Source organism: Kitasatospora sp. NPDC088548 (genome assembly GCF_044753005.1).
Classification (GTDB): domain Bacteria; phylum Actinomycetota; class Actinomycetes; order Streptomycetales; family Streptomycetaceae; genus Kitasatospora.
In genome coordinates, this window is record NZ_JBIVMI010000018.1 from 134,199 (window position 1) to 149,817 (window position 15,619).

Annotated in this window: 15 protein-coding genes and 1 tRNA gene; 7 read left to right on the plus strand and 9 right to left on the minus strand. The window is 72.9% G+C overall.

What is annotated here, in order from left to right:
• Positions 1-64: 64 nt before the first annotated feature.
• Together ACIP82_RS23130 and ACIP82_RS23135 are read right to left on the minus strand one after the other, a co-directional pair.
• Complete coding sequence (locus tag ACIP82_RS23130; RefSeq protein ID WP_380295363.1) at positions 65-484, minus strand: low molecular weight phosphatase family protein; 420 nt, start codon at positions 482-484, stop codon at positions 65-67.
• Entirely contained in the window at positions 477-1,940 is a 1,464-nt protein-coding gene (locus ACIP82_RS23135; protein ID WP_400655721.1) for an ASCH domain-containing protein, read from the minus strand. Before ACIP82_RS23135 ends, ACIP82_RS23130 begins: the two co-directional genes overlap by 8 nt.
• Positions 1,941-2,512: 572 nt before the next feature.
• On the opposite strand from ACIP82_RS23135, the gene ACIP82_RS23140 reads away from it, so the two are divergent.
• The 3 genes from ACIP82_RS23140 to ACIP82_RS23150 are packed head-to-tail and all read left to right on the plus strand — an operon-like array spanning position 2,513 to position 4,116.
• Positions 2,513-2,791, plus strand: a complete 279-nt coding sequence (locus tag ACIP82_RS23140; protein WP_380295366.1) for a hypothetical protein — start codon at positions 2,513-2,515, stop codon at positions 2,789-2,791.
• A complete protein-coding gene (locus ACIP82_RS23145) occupies positions 2,760-3,260 on the plus strand; it encodes a DUF6879 family protein (protein WP_380295367.1) in 501 nt (166 codons plus the stop codon). Before ACIP82_RS23140 ends, ACIP82_RS23145 begins: the two co-directional genes overlap by 32 nt.
• 4 nt (positions 3,261-3,264) lie before the next feature.
• Positions 3,265-4,116, plus strand: a complete 852-nt coding sequence (locus ACIP82_RS23150; RefSeq protein WP_400655723.1) for a helix-turn-helix domain-containing protein — start codon at positions 3,265-3,267, stop codon at positions 4,114-4,116.
• Positions 4,117-4,185: 69 nt separating this feature from the next.
• Here ACIP82_RS23150 and ACIP82_RS23155 read toward each other — a convergent pair whose 3' ends face one another.
• The 3 genes from ACIP82_RS23155 to ACIP82_RS23165 are packed head-to-tail and all read right to left on the minus strand — an operon-like array spanning position 4,186 to position 8,476.
• Positions 4,186-5,538 (minus strand): AAA family ATPase, encoded by a 1,353-nt coding sequence (locus tag ACIP82_RS23155; RefSeq protein ID WP_400655771.1) that lies wholly within the window; start codon positions 5,536-5,538, stop codon positions 4,186-4,188.
• A gap of 8 nt (positions 5,539-5,546) precedes the next feature.
• On the minus strand, positions 5,547-7,202 hold the full coding sequence (locus tag ACIP82_RS23160) for a hypothetical protein (RefSeq protein ID WP_400655725.1): 1,656 nt from the start codon (positions 7,200-7,202) through the stop codon (positions 5,547-5,549).
• Complete coding sequence (locus tag ACIP82_RS23165) at positions 7,199-8,476, minus strand: hypothetical protein (RefSeq protein WP_400655727.1); 1,278 nt, start codon at positions 8,474-8,476, stop codon at positions 7,199-7,201. The genes ACIP82_RS23160 and ACIP82_RS23165 overlap by 4 nt, the downstream gene beginning before the upstream one ends.
• A gap of 225 nt (positions 8,477-8,701) precedes the next feature.
• On the opposite strand from ACIP82_RS23165, the gene ACIP82_RS23170 reads away from it, so the two are divergent.
• Complete coding sequence (locus tag ACIP82_RS23170) at positions 8,702-9,352, plus strand: histidine phosphatase family protein (RefSeq protein ID WP_400655729.1); 651 nt, start codon at positions 8,702-8,704, stop codon at positions 9,350-9,352.
• A gap of 80 nt (positions 9,353-9,432) precedes the next feature.
• On the opposite strand, the gene ACIP82_RS23175 is transcribed toward ACIP82_RS23170, so the two are convergent.
• Positions 9,433-11,094 carry a tetratricopeptide repeat protein gene (locus ACIP82_RS23175; protein ID WP_400655731.1) on the minus strand — a complete coding sequence of 554 codons (1,662 nt, stop codon included), beginning with the start codon at positions 11,092-11,094 and terminating at the stop codon, positions 9,433-9,435.
• Positions 11,095-11,564: 470 nt separating this feature from the next.
• Here ACIP82_RS23175 and ACIP82_RS23180 point away from each other — a divergent pair, with 470 nt between their 5' ends.
• From ACIP82_RS23180 to ACIP82_RS23190, 3 genes are all read left to right on the plus strand, one after another.
• Positions 11,565-12,110 carry a hypothetical protein gene (locus ACIP82_RS23180; RefSeq protein ID WP_363606771.1) on the plus strand — a complete coding sequence of 182 codons (546 nt, stop codon included), beginning with the start codon at positions 11,565-11,567 and terminating at the stop codon, positions 12,108-12,110.
• Between the two features lie 70 nt (positions 12,111-12,180).
• Entirely contained in the window at positions 12,181-13,110 is a 930-nt protein-coding gene (locus ACIP82_RS23185; protein WP_400655734.1) for a spermidine synthase, read from the plus strand.
• A gap of 160 nt (positions 13,111-13,270) precedes the next feature.
• The gene (locus ACIP82_RS23190; RefSeq protein WP_400655736.1) at positions 13,271-13,747 is read left to right on the plus strand and encodes a GNAT family N-acetyltransferase; all 477 of its coding nucleotides are present in this window, start codon (positions 13,271-13,273) and stop codon (positions 13,745-13,747) included.
• 68 nt (positions 13,748-13,815) lie between these two features.
• Here the strand turns inward: ACIP82_RS23190 and ACIP82_RS23195 are convergent, their stop codons facing one another.
• The 3 genes from ACIP82_RS23195 to ACIP82_RS23205 all read right to left on the minus strand — a co-directional run bounded on the left by ACIP82_RS23195 (position 13,816) and on the right by ACIP82_RS23205 (position 15,564).
• Positions 13,816-14,667, minus strand: a complete 852-nt coding sequence (locus ACIP82_RS23195; RefSeq protein WP_400655739.1) for a hypothetical protein — start codon at positions 14,665-14,667, stop codon at positions 13,816-13,818.
• Between the two features lie 190 nt (positions 14,668-14,857).
• On the minus strand, positions 14,858-15,304 hold the full coding sequence (locus tag ACIP82_RS23200; protein WP_400655741.1) for a DUF4442 domain-containing protein: 447 nt from the start codon (positions 15,302-15,304) through the stop codon (positions 14,858-14,860).
• Positions 15,305-15,488: 184 nt separating this feature from the next.
• Positions 15,489-15,564 (minus strand) — tRNA-His (locus tag ACIP82_RS23205).
• Between the last annotated feature and the right edge of the window lie 55 nt (positions 15,565-15,619).

Genomic DNA, 15,619 nt, shown 5'->3' on the forward strand with positions numbered 1-15,619 from the left:
CAAGCCGCCCCGGCCTTCTCGGCCGGGGCGGTTCTTTCGTTTGCTCAGATGCTCGGGACGGCGGTTAGACCGCGTAGAACAGGGCTGTGGCTTCCTGGATCTCCAGGACGGCAGCGGCGAAGTCCTCCGGACCGCCGCCCCACGGGTCGGTGATGCCCGAGCCGAGGATTCTCACCGGTCGGTCCGGGCCGACGATGGCTTCGACCGCGAGTGCCGTTTCGTCGTCGACCGCGACCACGTCGTCAGCCCACCTGAGCAGCCCCTCGTCCAGGAACCGGCCCCGGTGGCCGGTCAGGTCGTAGCCGAAGGCGGAAGCGGCCTCGATCATCAGCGGGTGTGCGGGCTTGCCCACGTGCCAGTCGCGGGTGCCCGCCGAGCGTACGTCCAGCGCGCCCCCGGACCGCTCCGCGATGATCAGGGCGGCGATCGGGGAACGGCAGTGGTTCCCCTTGCAGACCACCAGGACCCGCCTGCGCCTACTCACCGGGGTTCACCCGCTCGATCTCGAACGTGATCACGCCGAGGGCTTCCTTCTCCGGCGGAAAGATCGCGTGGATCGCCCGCAACTGTTCGGCCTCGGTCGCGTGCGGGTTGACCGCCTTCACGTCCTCGGTGCCGAACATCTCCTTGAAGGTCCTGTAGGTGCCGATGCGGGTCACCTTGGTCAGGCACTCCTCGCCACGACAGGTGAAGTTGAGCAGGTCCCCGACCCTGATTCGCTTCATGGAGGCGTAGGCGACCCGGACTTCGACAGTCTTGGAGCCGTCGGCGATCAGGTCGAAGTACTGCTTGTAGATCTGGATGTTGCGGGGACGGCCATGCGCCTGGGATTGGTTCCTGGCAGGCTGGCGGGTGGTCATCAGGGCTTCCAATGCGGTCGTGGTGTAGGACCGGAAGAAGTGCCTCGGGCTGCTGAGCATCAGCTCACCGGCGCCCGTGAGCGCTTCGACGTAGTCCGCTTGTGTGCCGGGCCAGGCGGCCGGGTCGAGCAGCCACTCCGCGGCGCTGCCTCCCGTCGCGTCTCCGGCGTCGGCAGAGGCGCGCAGGAGGCTCTTGGAGAGCTTCCCGCCGTCGTTGCCGAGGATCTGAGGGGTGAAGACGCGCAGCGGCACCGGAGCGGCCGGCGCCCCGATCGCGACGTGGGCGCCGTCCACCAGCTGGCAGCCGAACGCCCAGTCGCCGCCCTTCACCATCACGTGCAACGTGCCGTCGTCGGGGCGGTAGGAGCGTTCCTTGACCACGTTGCGGTACAGGGTGGAGAGGTCCAGGTACCCGCCGCCGAGCGGCGTGATGTCCGCCTCGTAGCGGCCGTGTTCGTGGCACATCGCTTCGAACAGCGCCCCCGAATCGTCCAGCTCCAACAGCCGCGTGTGGTCGGCGTACTTCTGAGCCCACCCGCACGCCGGACACGGCAGTCGGATGTGAGCGGTGCCGTTGGCCGGAGCCAACCAGAACCGGATCTGATCCAGGAACTCCAGCGTTCGCAGGAACTCGGCCCGGAACTCCGGGCTCGCCTGCTGCTCGGTGTAGCTGCTGACCCTGTACTCCACGCCTGTGCGGCTGGTCATCGCGTCCAGGAGAGGGGCGTAGTACTCGGTCACCAGGGCACGGATGCCGTGGTCTCCGAGCTGATGGTGATAGGTGAGCTGGTACATCCGGCCGCCATCGGTGATGGTCTCCGCCGGGGCGTTGTCCAGCGCCACGAAGTCCACGGCCGTATCGACCCCGAACTCATCGCGGGCCCGCTCGGCGACCAGGAACGACAGGCTCTGCACCAGGTGCGTGCCGATGTGCGGACGCCCGTTGAGCTGCGTCCCCACGGTGAACTCGATCCGTTCCGTCCCGGCCTCCCGGAAGCGGGGACGGAGCACGTCCAGAGCATCGTCAACGGCGTTGGCCAGCACGGTGTTCGGCGACCTGAGAAGGTCGATGGTGTTCAAGTGGTGCCTCCGCTCTGCTCATAAACCGGCTGCGGCCGGCTCAGTGCTGGTGTCGGTGGCGCATGCGCTCGGCATGCAAGGCCCGGAACCGCTCCACCGCGGCGCTCACGGGGTCCGGCGCTTCCGGTGGGTTGGGCGGCTCGGCGGACGTCGAGGACTCGCCCGCCTCGGTCGGCGGGGGAAGGGCGATCGCGTCATTCACCGGAGCCCCCAGTGCGACACCGGGGACACCCGCACCCCGGCGGTAGCGGGTACCGCACGGGTCGGGACTCCGACTGTGCCACCCGGTAATCGTTCAAGATCGCGGCCATCTTCTGCGGACTGGCCCGCTCCCTGCTCCGGTGCGAACCGGCGGACCTCACGGCAGCGGACATACCTGGCTCCCTCTCCTTCACCGATGCGTAGGGGCGTGGGGTAGACCGTACGAACCTCGGCCAGCGGCACTCAACGAAGTTGCTCATAGTTGCTGGAACCCGTCTGAGTGAGCTTTGGTGCCGTCGAACGCTTGACCTTGGGGTGCTCGTAGGGCGAAGGTCGGAGATGACATGCGGCCGGATCATGGGGGGAGCAACATGCGGCAACACAGCAGCGACGGCGACGACTTGACCGCTACGTTCTTCTGCACGGACCCCAACTCTCAGGGCGGCGTCGAGTGCGAGACGTTCTATGAGACCGACCGTGGCTCATGGATCGTGCAACTCAAGAAGCGCGGGCCGAAGGTTCGGGATCAGCTCGTCGCCCTTGCCGACGACGAGACGTTCGGGGAGATGTCCGGGCGGACCATGGATGTGTTCGTTCGGAAGTACGTCAGGGAGCGTTATGGAATTGATCTCGGCGGCACGCCGAATTGAGCTGCTGTTCGGTGAGCCTGCCCAAGAGGTCCGGAAGCTTGAGCTACGGGACTTCTATGAGGTGGACCGCCCGTTGTTCGAGGCATGGCGCTCAGGCGACCGTGAGACGGTCGAGGAGACGATGCGCGGGCATCGTGCGTTCCTGACCGGGAAGGCCGCTGCCGGCTTTCCTTACCGGCGTGTGCGGGTCGTCTCCGAACCCCTCTCGGACTACCAGCGGATGGCGGTCGAGCTGGCCGACCCCACGGAGCGTCTTCGGTGGCTTCCCCGCCGTCTCGTGTCGGCGCTGCCCTTGCCGGGAAACGACTGCCTGATCCGGGATGACCTGGTGGTCTTCAACCTCATCGGGGGAGACAACCAACAGACCGACATCCAGCTCTCAACCGATGCGGACGTGGTCCGGTTCTGCAACGAGGCGTTCGAGCAGGCATGGTCGCTCGGCGTCCCCAATGGTGAGTACAAGCCGTAGCGACATGTCTGACCAGGAACCATCCGAGTCCGCAAGGCGCGCTTTCGGGACTCAGCTCAAGGAACTCCGTCGGGATGCCCATCTCTCGGGTGTCGAGCTCGCGCAGCGCTGTGGCTGGCACAAGACCAAGGTGTCGAAGATCGAGCACGGGACGCAGATCCCGACCGAGGAAGACATCCGACGATGGGCAACGGCCTGTGCCGTCGAGGGGCAGACTCCCGAACTCATCGCGATGAGTCGTGAGATCGAGCAGATGTGGACCGACTACAAGCGGTGGCACCGACCGGGGATGAAGCGTCTCCAGTTCCAAGCCATGGACTTGTACGCGAAGACCAAGCTGCTCCGGGTGTATGAGTCGCTGTTCGTCCCCGGTTTCCTACAGACGGTCGAGTACGCCAAGGCGCAGTTCACCATCCATGCCAAGCTGCATGGCCTGCCCTTGGATGACGTGGAGGAAGCGGCACAGAACCGCATGGTCCGGAAGCGGTTCCTCGGCACCGGGGCGCCGATATTCTCGTTCCTCCTGGAAGCCTCAGCGCTAACTAACAATACGGGCGGTGCTGAGGTGATGAACGGGCAACTTGATCACCTCCTGGAGGTGTCCAGGCTCCCGTACGTGTCCATCGGGATCATCCCGCAAGGCCGGGCACGGTCGCTCTACCCCGGTGAGGGCTTCTACCTGTTCGATGAGAGCTTGCTCAAGCAAGAGTTCTGGTCGGGGGCGTTCCAGACGGCCAGGCCCGAGAACATCTCGTACTTCGTCCGGGTGTTCGCCGCTCTGCGGGACCAAGCCGTGTTCGGCACTGCGGCCCGAAGCGAGATCGAAGCGGCCCGTGGCCGTCTTCAAGGGACCTAAGGAGTGGTGATCAGCCGACGGCGCCCCGGCATGTGGATGCCGGGGCGCCGGTGCTGCTGGCAGCCCTGATCAGTGCAGTCTGACGCGGTGCTGCATCCAGTGCTCCAGTGTGGTAAAACTTGCCTCCCAGCCGTCGGGGAACTTGACCGAGACGCCCAACTGCACCGGCTCGGTGGACGGATGCTCGTCCAGCAGCTCGGCGATACCCGCCCGGGCCACCACGATGCAGGCATGCCGGTGGCGGGAGGCGAGGACACAGAGCCGGCCGGTCTCCAGGTGGAAGGCGGTGGCGTCCGGCCGCCCGGAGAGCGGGTGCAGGACGACGGTGACGTCGTACTCGCGCCCCTGCAGCCGGTTCGCGGTGTCGACGGTCACGGCCGGTCCGGCCGTCGGATCCACCGGGACACCGGCCTTGACCAGCGCCGCCCGGACGGCCGCCGCCTGGTCCCGATGGGCGGTGCCGACCGCGATCCGGCCGGGGGCGAGCGGGGTGGAGCCCTGCTCGGAGTGGGCCGTCAGCCCCCGCTCAAGCAGCCTGCGGACGGTGGCCGCGACGGCGGCCACGGCCTGCGGATCGGTCCGTACGGTGTGCCGGGCGGGCAGTTCCAGCAGCGCCCAGCCGTGCTCGGCCGCCCGGTCGATCGCCGCGTCCAGGGCGGAGCCGTCCGGGCGCACGGCGGCGGTGAGCCGGCGCTCGTCCGGGCCGGTACCGGAGCGGAACGGTGTGTACGGGTAGAACGCGTCCGAGATCAGCGGCGCCGCGCTGGCCGGCAGCCGCCAGGAGACCGGCAGCCGGTGCGGCTCGATCTGCGGGTTGTGCGCGAGCAGGGTGACCACGGCGCTGCTCGAAGGGTCGTACGACAGGCCCGCCCACTGCTCGGTGCCGACCACGGTGAACGGGTCCAGCTGGCCCGGGTCGCCGACGAACAGCGCCCGCTCGAACAGCCGCGCCACCGCGAGCAGCGCGTCCGAGCGCATCTGGTACGCCTCGTCGACGATCGCGTGCCGCCAGGGCGCCTCGGTCCGCACCCACTGCCACTTGGCGGAGGTCGAGATCACCACGTCGAGTTCGGCGAGGTCCGCCACCTTGGCGGAGGGCGTGACGTTGGCGTGCCGCAGCACCTCGGGGCCCGGGCGGGAGTCCGCCGCGTGCAGCCGGCCGATCGTCAACTCGGGCGCCTTCTCGGCCAGCCGGTCGACCAGGTCGTCCACCTGGCCGTTGGTCTGGGCGACGATCATCAGCCGCTCGCCGGACTCGACCAGCTCCCGGGCGGCCCGGACCACCAGGGTCGACTTGCCGGCGCCGGGCGGTGAGTCCACCACCACCCCGCGCGGGGCGCCGACGGCGGGGTGGACGGTGGCCGCCAGAATGCGGGCCACCGCGGCGTCGGCGGCCGCGCCGGGGGCCTGCTCGCTGCTCATCTGCCGGATCACTCCCACTCCTCGGAGGCTGCGGACGGTACGGACGCCGCGCCGGACGCCGCACCGGGCGGGCCGCCGTGCGTCCACGGTGTGTCGTCCGGCTCGGGCAGCGGCGCGGACTGGCGGACCGTCAACTCGAACAGCGTGAAGGTGATCCGCTCGCCCGGCTCGGGCAGGCTCCCCGGCTCGGGCTCCTTCTTCCGGCCCATGCCGGACAGCACCCGCAGGGTGATCGTGCCCTCCGCCGGATCGACCGCCACGATCTCGGCCTTCTGCGGCGTCGGGCCGTGCGCCCGGTGCGCCTCCCGGCCGAGGTCGGCGTGCGGGCGGTCGGCGGTGCGGACCGTCACCAGCGGGCGCGGCTTGGGGGACCGGCCGGTGGTGTCGTAGTCCGGCACCACCTCGGTCACCTCGCCGGAGAACGCCTCGCCGGCCAGCCGGTGCTCGGCCATCGCCAGCGGGTCGTCCAGCGCCTCCTGGACGTCCAGCCGGGCCTGCTCGCGCTCGCGCTGCGCCAGCTTCCGGGCGGCCGTGACGGCGTCGTCCTGCCGGGGCTGCGGAGGTTCGCCGGCCGCCAGACGGTCCCGGTGGCCGGTGTAGGACCAGCGGTCGCCCGTCCAGCGCTCCGCCAGGTGCCCGCCGGGCGGCAGGGAGCGCAGGAGGTCCAGGCCGTGCCAGACGTCGTGCCAGGTGGGCAGCAGCACCCGCTCCAGCGCCGCGCGCAGCTGTGCCACGGCGGCCCTGAGGGCGGCCCGCGCCCGGTCGGCCCCCGCGTCGTCGCTGCCGCCGTCGTGGGCGTGATCGTGGGGTGCGTGCTCCGCGCCCGGGCCGGCCGAGGCCCGGTGCAGCAGGGCGGACGCCGCGGCGTCGTAGCGGGCGATCGCCGGGCCGAGCACCAGCTCGTCGAAGCGCGGGTCGGTGGCCGGGCCGGCCGGCGGGTGCAGCAGCTGCCCGTGCGCGTCGCGGGCGGACTCGGCCAGCTCGGCGGCCTCGGCGCCGGTCAGCCCGGCCGGCGGTGCGTGCCAGGCGAGCCGGGCGGCCAGATGCTGGTCCTCCAGGTGGCTCTGGCCGGTCGCCCAGTGCCGGGCGAGCAGGCCGGTCATCGGCAGCAGCAGGCTGGATCCGGGCACCTGGGCCCGGTCGGTGAGGTGGGTCAGCCAGCGGCCGAGCAGCGGCACCCGGACCGGCGCCGGGTACGGGCCCGGCTCGTCGTCCTCGATGGTGCGGCGGAAACGGGTGGAGCGCCCGAGCAGGGCGAGATGGTGCACCCCCGCGCTGTTCGGCACGATCAGCTGCGGCGCGTCGGCGCACAGCTCGCGGAAGACCTGCGTCTTCTCGCCCGTCTCCACGTCCTTCTCGGAGCCCTCGATCTGCTCCACCTCGGTGCCGAAGGACTCCAGGTAGGGCAGCAGATCGGCGGCCAGCTCGGCCAGGAAGTCGAAGCGCAGCGTGCGGTTGAGCGGCTGCGGCACCAGGTGCAGCCGCGGTGCGGACCGCTCGGTGCCGAGCATCACGGCCAGCGGTGCGCCCGCCTCACCGGCCGCCGTCAGCGGCACGACCACCATCGGGCGGTCGGAGAGGTGCCGGTGCCGGACGGTGGCCAGCGGTTCGGCCCGGCCGCTGCGGACGGCCTCCAGCCGGGCGAGGGTGCCGAGCAGGCTCATCGGGGGCCTCCGGCACAGGCCGGGGCGGGGGCCGAGGTGACGGCCGGGGTGGCGGCGTTCGGGGGGACGGCGTTCGGGGGGACGGCCGCAGGGGGTGCCGCCCCCAGTGCCTCGGCCCGCAGCGCGGCCGCGTACGCCAGCCGGGCGGCCGCCTCGTCGGCGCTGCCCCCGGTGGTGGCGGCCAGCGCCTCGCTCACCGTACGGATGCTGCCCAGCTCGCCGCGGACGCCTCGGCCCAGCTGTTCGACCCGGTCGTCGCAGCGGGCCAGGGCGCGGCAGTGGAAGCCCAGCTCGCAGGTGGAGAGGCAGTCCGGGCTGTACGCGGCGGGCACCGCCTCGACCGACCCGGCCAGCTCCTCGGCGGAGCGGACGGGGACGCCGTCCCGGTCGGGCGCGAGGTCGAAGTCGACGCCCGGCGGCAGCGCCTCCAGCAGCCCGCCGATACCGGTCATCCGGCTCAGCTGGCGGCGGGTGGTGGCCAGCTCGCGGCGGACGTCCACGGCGACCGCGGTGGGCCGGTTGCCGAAGTCCTTCGGGCAGACCAGCAGCACGCTCAGCCGGGGGCTGCCGGGCAGGCGCTGCTCCACGTACGGGCCCTGGTCCGCCTCCCGGCCGGCCAGCGCGGCGGCCGTCTCCTGGAGCGCCAGCACGTACACGGCGGCCTGGCGGGCGGCGGCGCCGACCTTGGCCGGGTCGGCGCTGCCGTCCAGCACCGGAAAGGACTTGATCTCGACCACGGTGCACCGCCCGCCGTGCACCACGACGGCGTCCGGCTCCAGATAGGCGGTGCTGCCGGCCACCGTGAGCCGCAGCAGCGGGTGGTCGAGCAGCGTCCAGGCGTCCGGCTCGGCGGCGGCCTCGGCCAGGGCGGCCGCCGTGCGCTCGGCCCGGACCGCCGGGCCCGAGCGGCGCAGCAGATCGGGCACGGTGAGCGGGGCGCCGCCGTCCGTCGGCAGGCCGAGATGGCGGCGGAGCGGCTCCAGCAGCGCCGCGTAGCCGTCGGCCTTCAGCCGGGACTCGAAGATCACACCGCGCGCGATGGCGAACGGCGACTGCCCGAACGGAGCGGGGCGGCCGAGCCGGGCGGCCAGCGCCGACTTGTCGACCCCGGCGGCGTCGAGTACGGCGCGGCGGTGACAGCCCGGATTGGCGGCGAGCGCGGCGAGGGCGCGGGCGTTCAGGCTGCGCTGCGGCGCCGGACCGCGCAGCTCGGCGAGCCGCTGGGAGAGCGGCTCAAGGTGCCCGCTGGACGGGACGTTCGTCGAGACGTTCATGGTGCGGCCCAGTCTCGCATCCGGGTCCGACAATCCGGTCCGGCCCGGCGGTTCGGGCCTCACACGGGCATGCCGGGAGATATCGGGCCATCCCCGGCGGCGGCCGTGCGGTGCCGTCCGGCCAGGCCCGCGATCGTGAGTGGCTCCGAGGTGAGGGATCATGGAGCCCCGGTGCTCAAGGGTGAGACCGACCGTTGCCACCGCCCCGCTGCGAGGAGCCTTTCCATGCCCGCCCGAATCGTGCTGGTCCGCCACGGCGAGACCGAATGGTCGAAGACCGGACGCCACACCGGACGCACCGACATCCCGCTGACCGAGGAGGGGCGCGCGATGGCCCGGGCGCTCGGCGCCCGCCTCGCCAAGGCCCCCTGGAACGGACTGCCGGACGCGCTCGTCTACACCAGCCCGCTCGACCGGGCCAAGGAGACCTGCGCGCTGGCCGGCTTCGGCGACCGCGCGGTGGAGCGCCCCGAGCTGCTGGAGTGGGACTACGGCCAGTACGAGGGCCGGACCGGGCCCGACATCCGGGCGACCGACCAGCCCGGCTGGCTGATCTGGCGCGACGGCGTGCCCGGCGGTGAGAAGCTCAGCGATGTGGCCGCCCGGGTGGACGCCTTCCTCGCCGACCTCAACGACGAGCACGGCGTGCCCGATCCGGACACCACCGTCATGCACTGCGCCGACCGCGATGTGGTGCTCTTCGCCCACGGCCACCTGCTGCGCATCCTCACCGCCCGCTGGCTGGGGCTGCCGCCCGAGTACGCCCAGCGGTTCAAGCTCGGCACGGCCGCGCTCTGCGTCCTCTCCTGGGAGTACGGCGCCCCGGCGGTCGAGGTCTGGAACGACCTCGCCCACCTGGAGGGCCTGAAGCACTGACCGGTGGGCCGTACGGGCCCTGGGCCGGGGCGGGGTCCCTGGCCCCGGTCCCGGTTCTGGCCGCAGTCCCGGCCGACCGGTCAGGCGGCCGCGGCCACGTCGTACTCCGCCAGGAAGCGGCCGACCTCCGGCACGCCCCGGTGCGCGCGCAGCCGTTCGGCGGTGTCCGCCAGCATGCTGCGGATCCGGGCCGAGCGGACCTCGCCGAACAGTGCGACGGCGGCCGTGCCGTGGTTCGCCGCGCCGGCCAAGTCCCCCCGGCCGAGCCGGTCGTGGGCCAGCTCGGCGGTGTACAGCACCCGGTTGCGGACGAAGCGCGGCTTCTGCAGCTCTATCGCCCGCCCGGCCTGCTCGCTGGCCCGGTCCCAGTCCCCGAGGGCGGACCAGCACTGCGACTCCAGCCCGGCGATCTCCGCCTCGCCGAAGAAGGACATCCATTCGGGATCGGCCTCGGAGGGGCCGCGGTCGAAGAGCGTGTACGCCCGGGAGAGCGCCCGTTCGCAGGCGGCGCGGTCGTGCAGCAGTGCCCAGCCGCCGGCCTCGCGCATGGCGAGCAGCGCGAGCAGCCGGTCGGAGTCCAGGTAACGGGCGGCGGCCTGGCCGGCCTGGGCGGCGCGCAGCGCCTCACGGGGGCGGCCGGCGTCCCTGGCGAGGAAGGCGCTGTTGCAGAAGACATGCGCCTCCAACGCGGAGTCGCCCGCCATCCGGGCGGTGGCGAGCGCCTCGGCGTAGAGCGACCGGGCGTCCGCCAGCCGGTTCGAATCGTGCGCCAACCAGCCGACCGAGATGGCCAGTTCGCCTGCGCCGGCCTGGAGTCTGCGTTCGGTCTCGGCGCTGTACTCGCCCTCGTTGAGCAGCAGGTACGCGGTGCGCAGCGACTGCCCGGCCAGCTCGAACAGGGCGTCGGCCCCGTAGACGTCGTCGGCCAGCCGGATGTCCCGTACGGCCTGTTCGACGCCGAGCACCTCGGCGGCGCCGACCTTGCGGGGCGGTGGCACCGGCCCGGGCCGGCCGGGTACGAAGGCGGAGCCGGGGTCGGAGGCGGATCCGGGATCGAACAGGCCGGGGGCGGCGTCGAACCTGCTTGTGCCGGGCCCCGGCTGGGGTGGGACGAGCCCGCAGGGGGTGGCCGCTCCGGTGCCGGGGCCGCCCGCGGCGGTGCGGGGGCCGGCCCCGGCCGGCCGGTCGATGCCGATCACGGTGGCCAGTGCGGCGGATCCGCCGGCCAGGAACGTACGGCGACGCACGTCGTCGTTCTCCTCGTCGAAATGGTGCGATCCGTCGGGCCCCCGGGGCACCGCCACGGGCCTCGGCGGCATGGGCCCGTCCAGCGGGGGCGGTTCCGCGTACGGCGAGGCAGCGTACGGGAGTTGTGTGGAGAGTGGTGGGCGTGGGGTGGGCGGGAACGGGAACTGCGGGTGGAGCGGGGATGGCCCGGCGCCCCTGCGGCCGTCCGCCCGGCGGCGGCGGACGGCGGTACGGGGGGAGAAGCCGAGATCGGTCAGCGAGCGGCCCGGCCACATGTGCCGGAAGACCCGCTCGTAGGCGTAGTTGGGGCAGCGGATCTCGCCGGCCTCGACCCGCCCGACGTAGCGCGCGTCGCAGGACACGTGCTCGCCGATCTCCCGGGCGGCCCGGCGTACGGCCATGGCGAACTCGCCCGGTGACCGGTCGCCGCGCAGGGCGCGCATCACGGTATTGGGGGACGGGCGGTTCGGCTCGGCCGGTGGGGTGGCTGCCATGGTGCGCTCCGTGGTCGTGCGGGGTGGTGGTGCGAGGCGGGGCGGTTCCGTGGGGTGAGGTCCGGTGTGCGACGGACCGGGCTGGGCTCTCGTGGTTGCCGGGACTGCGGGGACTGAGGGGACTGCGGTGGCCGTGGTGCCGGGGTGCTGCTCCCGGCTGCCGGTGGGCCCGGTGCGGCCGGATGGGCCGCCTGGCTCGCAACCGACAGTACCCGGAGTCACCAGGCGGCCACAGCGAGTTTGCGGATGATAGGTGGTCAATCCTGGTCAAACCGGACCCTGTTGCCGGGATCTGCCATGAAATGCCATGCCTTGCTGTAAGGCGCCCCGTGGCCTGGGAAGCGTCCTTCGCGTTGTCCTGATACGCGGAAGCCTCCGGCCGCCGTCCCGGGCCCGCCGCCCGCCGCGGCGGCCGCCACCGCCCGGGCGGCGCGGCTTCCGAAACCGCCGAGGTGACAGGAGAGCCCGTGATGGCCACCGGAGTACCGCAGTACCACCGCCTGGCCGCCAGAGGAGTGCTCGCCGCCGCCGTCCCCGCCCTGTTGCCCGAGCCCGCCGACGACCGCGGCCCCGGGCGGGGGCCCGCCGAGGGCGGCCACGCCCCGTGCGGCGGCGGCAACGGACGGGCCCGTCGCCTCGGCGAGACCGGGCGCCCCCCGGCGGCCGGCGACGACGGCGTGGTCGTCGCCGGCTACGACATGGTCACGGTCGCGCTGCGGCACGGACTGGAGGCGGTCGACATCCTGCGGCTGCGCCGGGCCTGCGGGGTCGTGCTGCAGAGCCGCAACGGCAGCACCGTCTCCTTCTTCGTCCCGGCCGGCACCTCGGAGACGTGGCACCTCCCAGGAAGCTCCTGTACCGCGGGCGGCCTGCTTCTGCCCGCCACCGACCCGCGGTGGGTGATGCCCCCGACCGGTGCCGGGTGCGCGGCCCGCCCCACCGATGCCTGGGTGCTGCGTTCGGCCCTCTGCGAGGCGGCCTGCACCCTGACGGCCGGCGGCCTCGGCCCGTTCTGACCGTCGCCCGTCCGCCCGGCACCCCCGCTGGGCCGCGGAGGCCTCCGGCCCGGCGGCGATAATGGCCGGTATGGGACGAAGCAGCAGAGCCGGCCGCAGCGCGGACAAGGGGCGTACGACGGCGGAGCCGCAGCCGGCGACCACCGGCCCCGGCGGCCGAACGCACACCCAGGGCCCGCTCACCCGTCCCGTCGATTCCGGGCTGGCCGAGCTCCGCCCCGACCGCGACCGCCCCGGCGCCTGGTCGCTCCTCATCGACGGCGCCCCGCAGTCCATGGTCGACCTCGCCGACCCGAGCCACCTGGGCTTCGAGTACCAGCGTCGCCTCGGCCACCTGATCGACCTGGTCGCCCCGCCCGGTCGTCCCCTGACCGTTCTGCATCTCGGCGGCGGTGCCCTCACCCTGGCCCGCTATGTCGCGGCCACCCGCCCCCGCTCCCGCCAGCAGGTCGCCGAGATCGACACCGCGCTCACCGACCTCGTCCGCGCCGAACTCCCGCTGGAACGGGGCTGGCAGATCAAGGTCCGCGGTTCGGACGCCCGCAGCGTGCTGGAGCGGACCCCGGAGGGCAGCGTCGACCTTGTCATCGCCGATGTCTTCTCCGGCGCCCGGGTGCCCGCCCACTGCACGACCGTCGAGTTCACCGTGCTCGCCGCCCGGGCGCTGGCCCCCGGCGGCTGGTACGCGGTGAACATCGCCGACGGTGCGGCGCTTCCGTTCGCCCGTTCGCAGATCGCCACGCTCGGCGCGGTCTTCCCCGAGCTGTGCCTGGTCGCGGACCCGGCCGTGCTGCGCGGAAAGCGCTTCGGCAACCTCGTCCTGGCCGCCGCCCACGCTCCGCTCCCGGTCGCCGAACTGGGCCGCAAGGTCGCCACCGACGCCGCCCTCGGCCGGGTCGAACACGGCCGCGCCCTGGCCGACTTCGCCGCCGGCGCGGCCCCGGCCACCGACGCGACCGCCGCTCCCTCCCCGGTCCCGCCGCCGGGGACGTTCCGTTAGCCACGTTGCCGTTGCCGTTGCCGTTGCCGTGTTGTTCGGTGGCGGGGAGCGGGGCGTGGCCCGAACTCCGGTAAACCGCTTGGCGGTCGTGCCGCCCGTTGCGGAGAATGGCCGCTGCTGTCCGGAATCCGGACGGCGCTGCCGAACAGGAGGGCACGCCATGCGGATCAGACCGGCTCGGCCGGAGGAGGCGGAGCTGCTCAGCGCCCTCGCCCTCCGCTCCAAGGCCCACTGGGGCTACGACGAGGCGTTCCTGGCTGCCTGCCGGGACGAACTGACCCTGGACGCCGACGGGATCGAGCGGCAGCGGACGATGGTGGTCGAGGAGCCGGTGGCCGCCGGTGACAGCCGGGTGCTGGGCTTCGCGACCCTCGTCGGGGCGCCGCCCCAGGGCGAGTTGGGCATGCTCTTCGTCGAGCCCGACACCATCGGCAGGGGCGTCGGAGGCCGGCTCTTCCAGCACCTTCGCGAGCAGGCCGTGGCGCTCGGCTTCCACCGGCTCACCATCGATGCCGACCCGAACGCGGAGCCGTTCTACCTGGCGATGGGTGCCACCCGGATCGGTGTCACCCCGTCCGGGTCGATTCCCGGGCGCGAACTCCCGCTGCTGGCGTTGGACCTCGGTCCGGCGGTCTGACGCCGGGCGGTCCGTCCCGTGGCGGTCCCGGCGTCGGGACCGGTGCCGGGCCCGCGCCGGTGTCCGTCTCAGTGCCCGCGCGGCAGGCCCCGGTGCTTCCACATCGCGGCGCCGGTGAGCAGCAGTCCGGCGGCGATGGGGGCGAGCACGGCGATCCCCGTGTCCGAGGGCCCGTGACCGGCCGCCATGGTGGCCGGGTCGGTCAGTGCCAGGTCCTCGTACGCCGCCGGACGGCCCTCCGGTGCGGGCCGGCGCGTGGTTCCGGCGCCGTCCGCGCCGTCCTCGGGCGGTTCGGAACCGGGGCTGGACCGAAGGTCGGCGGCCTCGCGAACCGGTGGCGGGGGATTCTGGCCGGGCCGGCCGTCGTCCGCCGGAGCGGGGCGTGGCGTACCGGCACCCGTCCGTCCGTCCGGCGACGAGGGCGTCTCGGGCTCACTGCTCCGTGAGGCGCGTGCCTCCGGGGTACGGGCCTCGGCGGGGGCCGGTTCCAGTAGCCCCGAGGCGATCGCGAACGCGTCCGGAACGGCGGCCCGCTGGCCCGGCAGCGGCAGGCCGCCCGCCCTGATCCGCTCCTGCAGCACACCTCCGACCAGCCCGGTCACGGTGTCCGTACCGGAGGAAGGTACGGACGCGGCCGTACCGGTGAGCTGTCCGACCAGCCCGGGGGACTCCACCGGACCGGGGAGCCCGGCGGGCGCGTCCTGCGGCGGTGTGCCACGGGCACCGGTGGCGCCGGAGGTCTTCCGCCCCGTCTCGGACGGGCGTTCGGCTGACGCTCCGTCGAAGGCCTGCCCGCCGTGCAGGGCCCGTCCGACCGTGCGGTTCACCGGTTCCGGCAGGGGTTCGGGCGCCGCCGCGTACGCGCCCGGTGCTCCGAGCCACCAGATCTGTGCGAGCAGCGCCCCGGCCACCGCGACCACGCGTGGACGGGGCAGCCACCGGCCGACCGTACGCCGCGTGCCGCCGAGGGCGCGTCGGGCTGGTTCCGGGGCCTTGACCGCGTGATTGGCTCGCACGTGAATTGAGAACGAGCGGACGGGGCGTGAGGTCACGGCCGTCGTCACGGACAGTTATCGCGATGAGACCCCGGAACCACCGGGCGCCGGTCGGTCAGGAGTTGGGGCGCAGGGTCCAGACGACGGTCATGACGCCGGTCACGGCCCCGTCGGCGCGGGTGATCTCGACGGTGACCGGGAACTCGGGGCGACCGCCCTCGTCCAGCTCGGCGACGATCCCGGCGGCCGGGCGGCCCAGGACGGCGGTGGCGGTGACCACGCCCATGGCCAGCTTCTTGTAGGAGATCTCGGCACTCACCGCGAGCGGCACGGCACGCGAGAGCTGGTCGCCGAAGGCGCCCAGCACGATGCAGCCGCTCGCCGACTCGGCGAGCGTGAACATCGCGCCGGCGTGCGGCCCGCCGACGTGGTTGTGGTACTCGGGCTGGTCGGGCAGCCGGAGCACCGCGCGCTCCGGGGTGGTCTCCAGGTACTCGAGCTTGAGGGTGCGTGCCATCGGCACGGTCGATTCGAGCAGCCGGCCGATCGAAGGTGTGGTCATGGCGGCAATGTTACTAGTCGGTAGCATCTGGCGGCAGATCTGTCGGCGGGGAAACCGTGCCGTGGAGCTGTGCGGTCGGGCGGGAATCGCGGGGGTCGCCAGGGATGCGCGGTGCGTGGGGATGTGAGGGAACGCGAAAACGCCTGAGGGGCCGATCTCTTGAAGAGATCGGCCCCTCAGGCTCTGGGGTGAGTGACGGGACTCGAACCCGCGGCCACCTGGACCACAACCAGGTGCTCTACCAACTGAGCTACACCCACCATCTGTCCGGACCGTTTGCGCTCTTCGCGCCCCCGTTCCGACAGGAAGAACTCT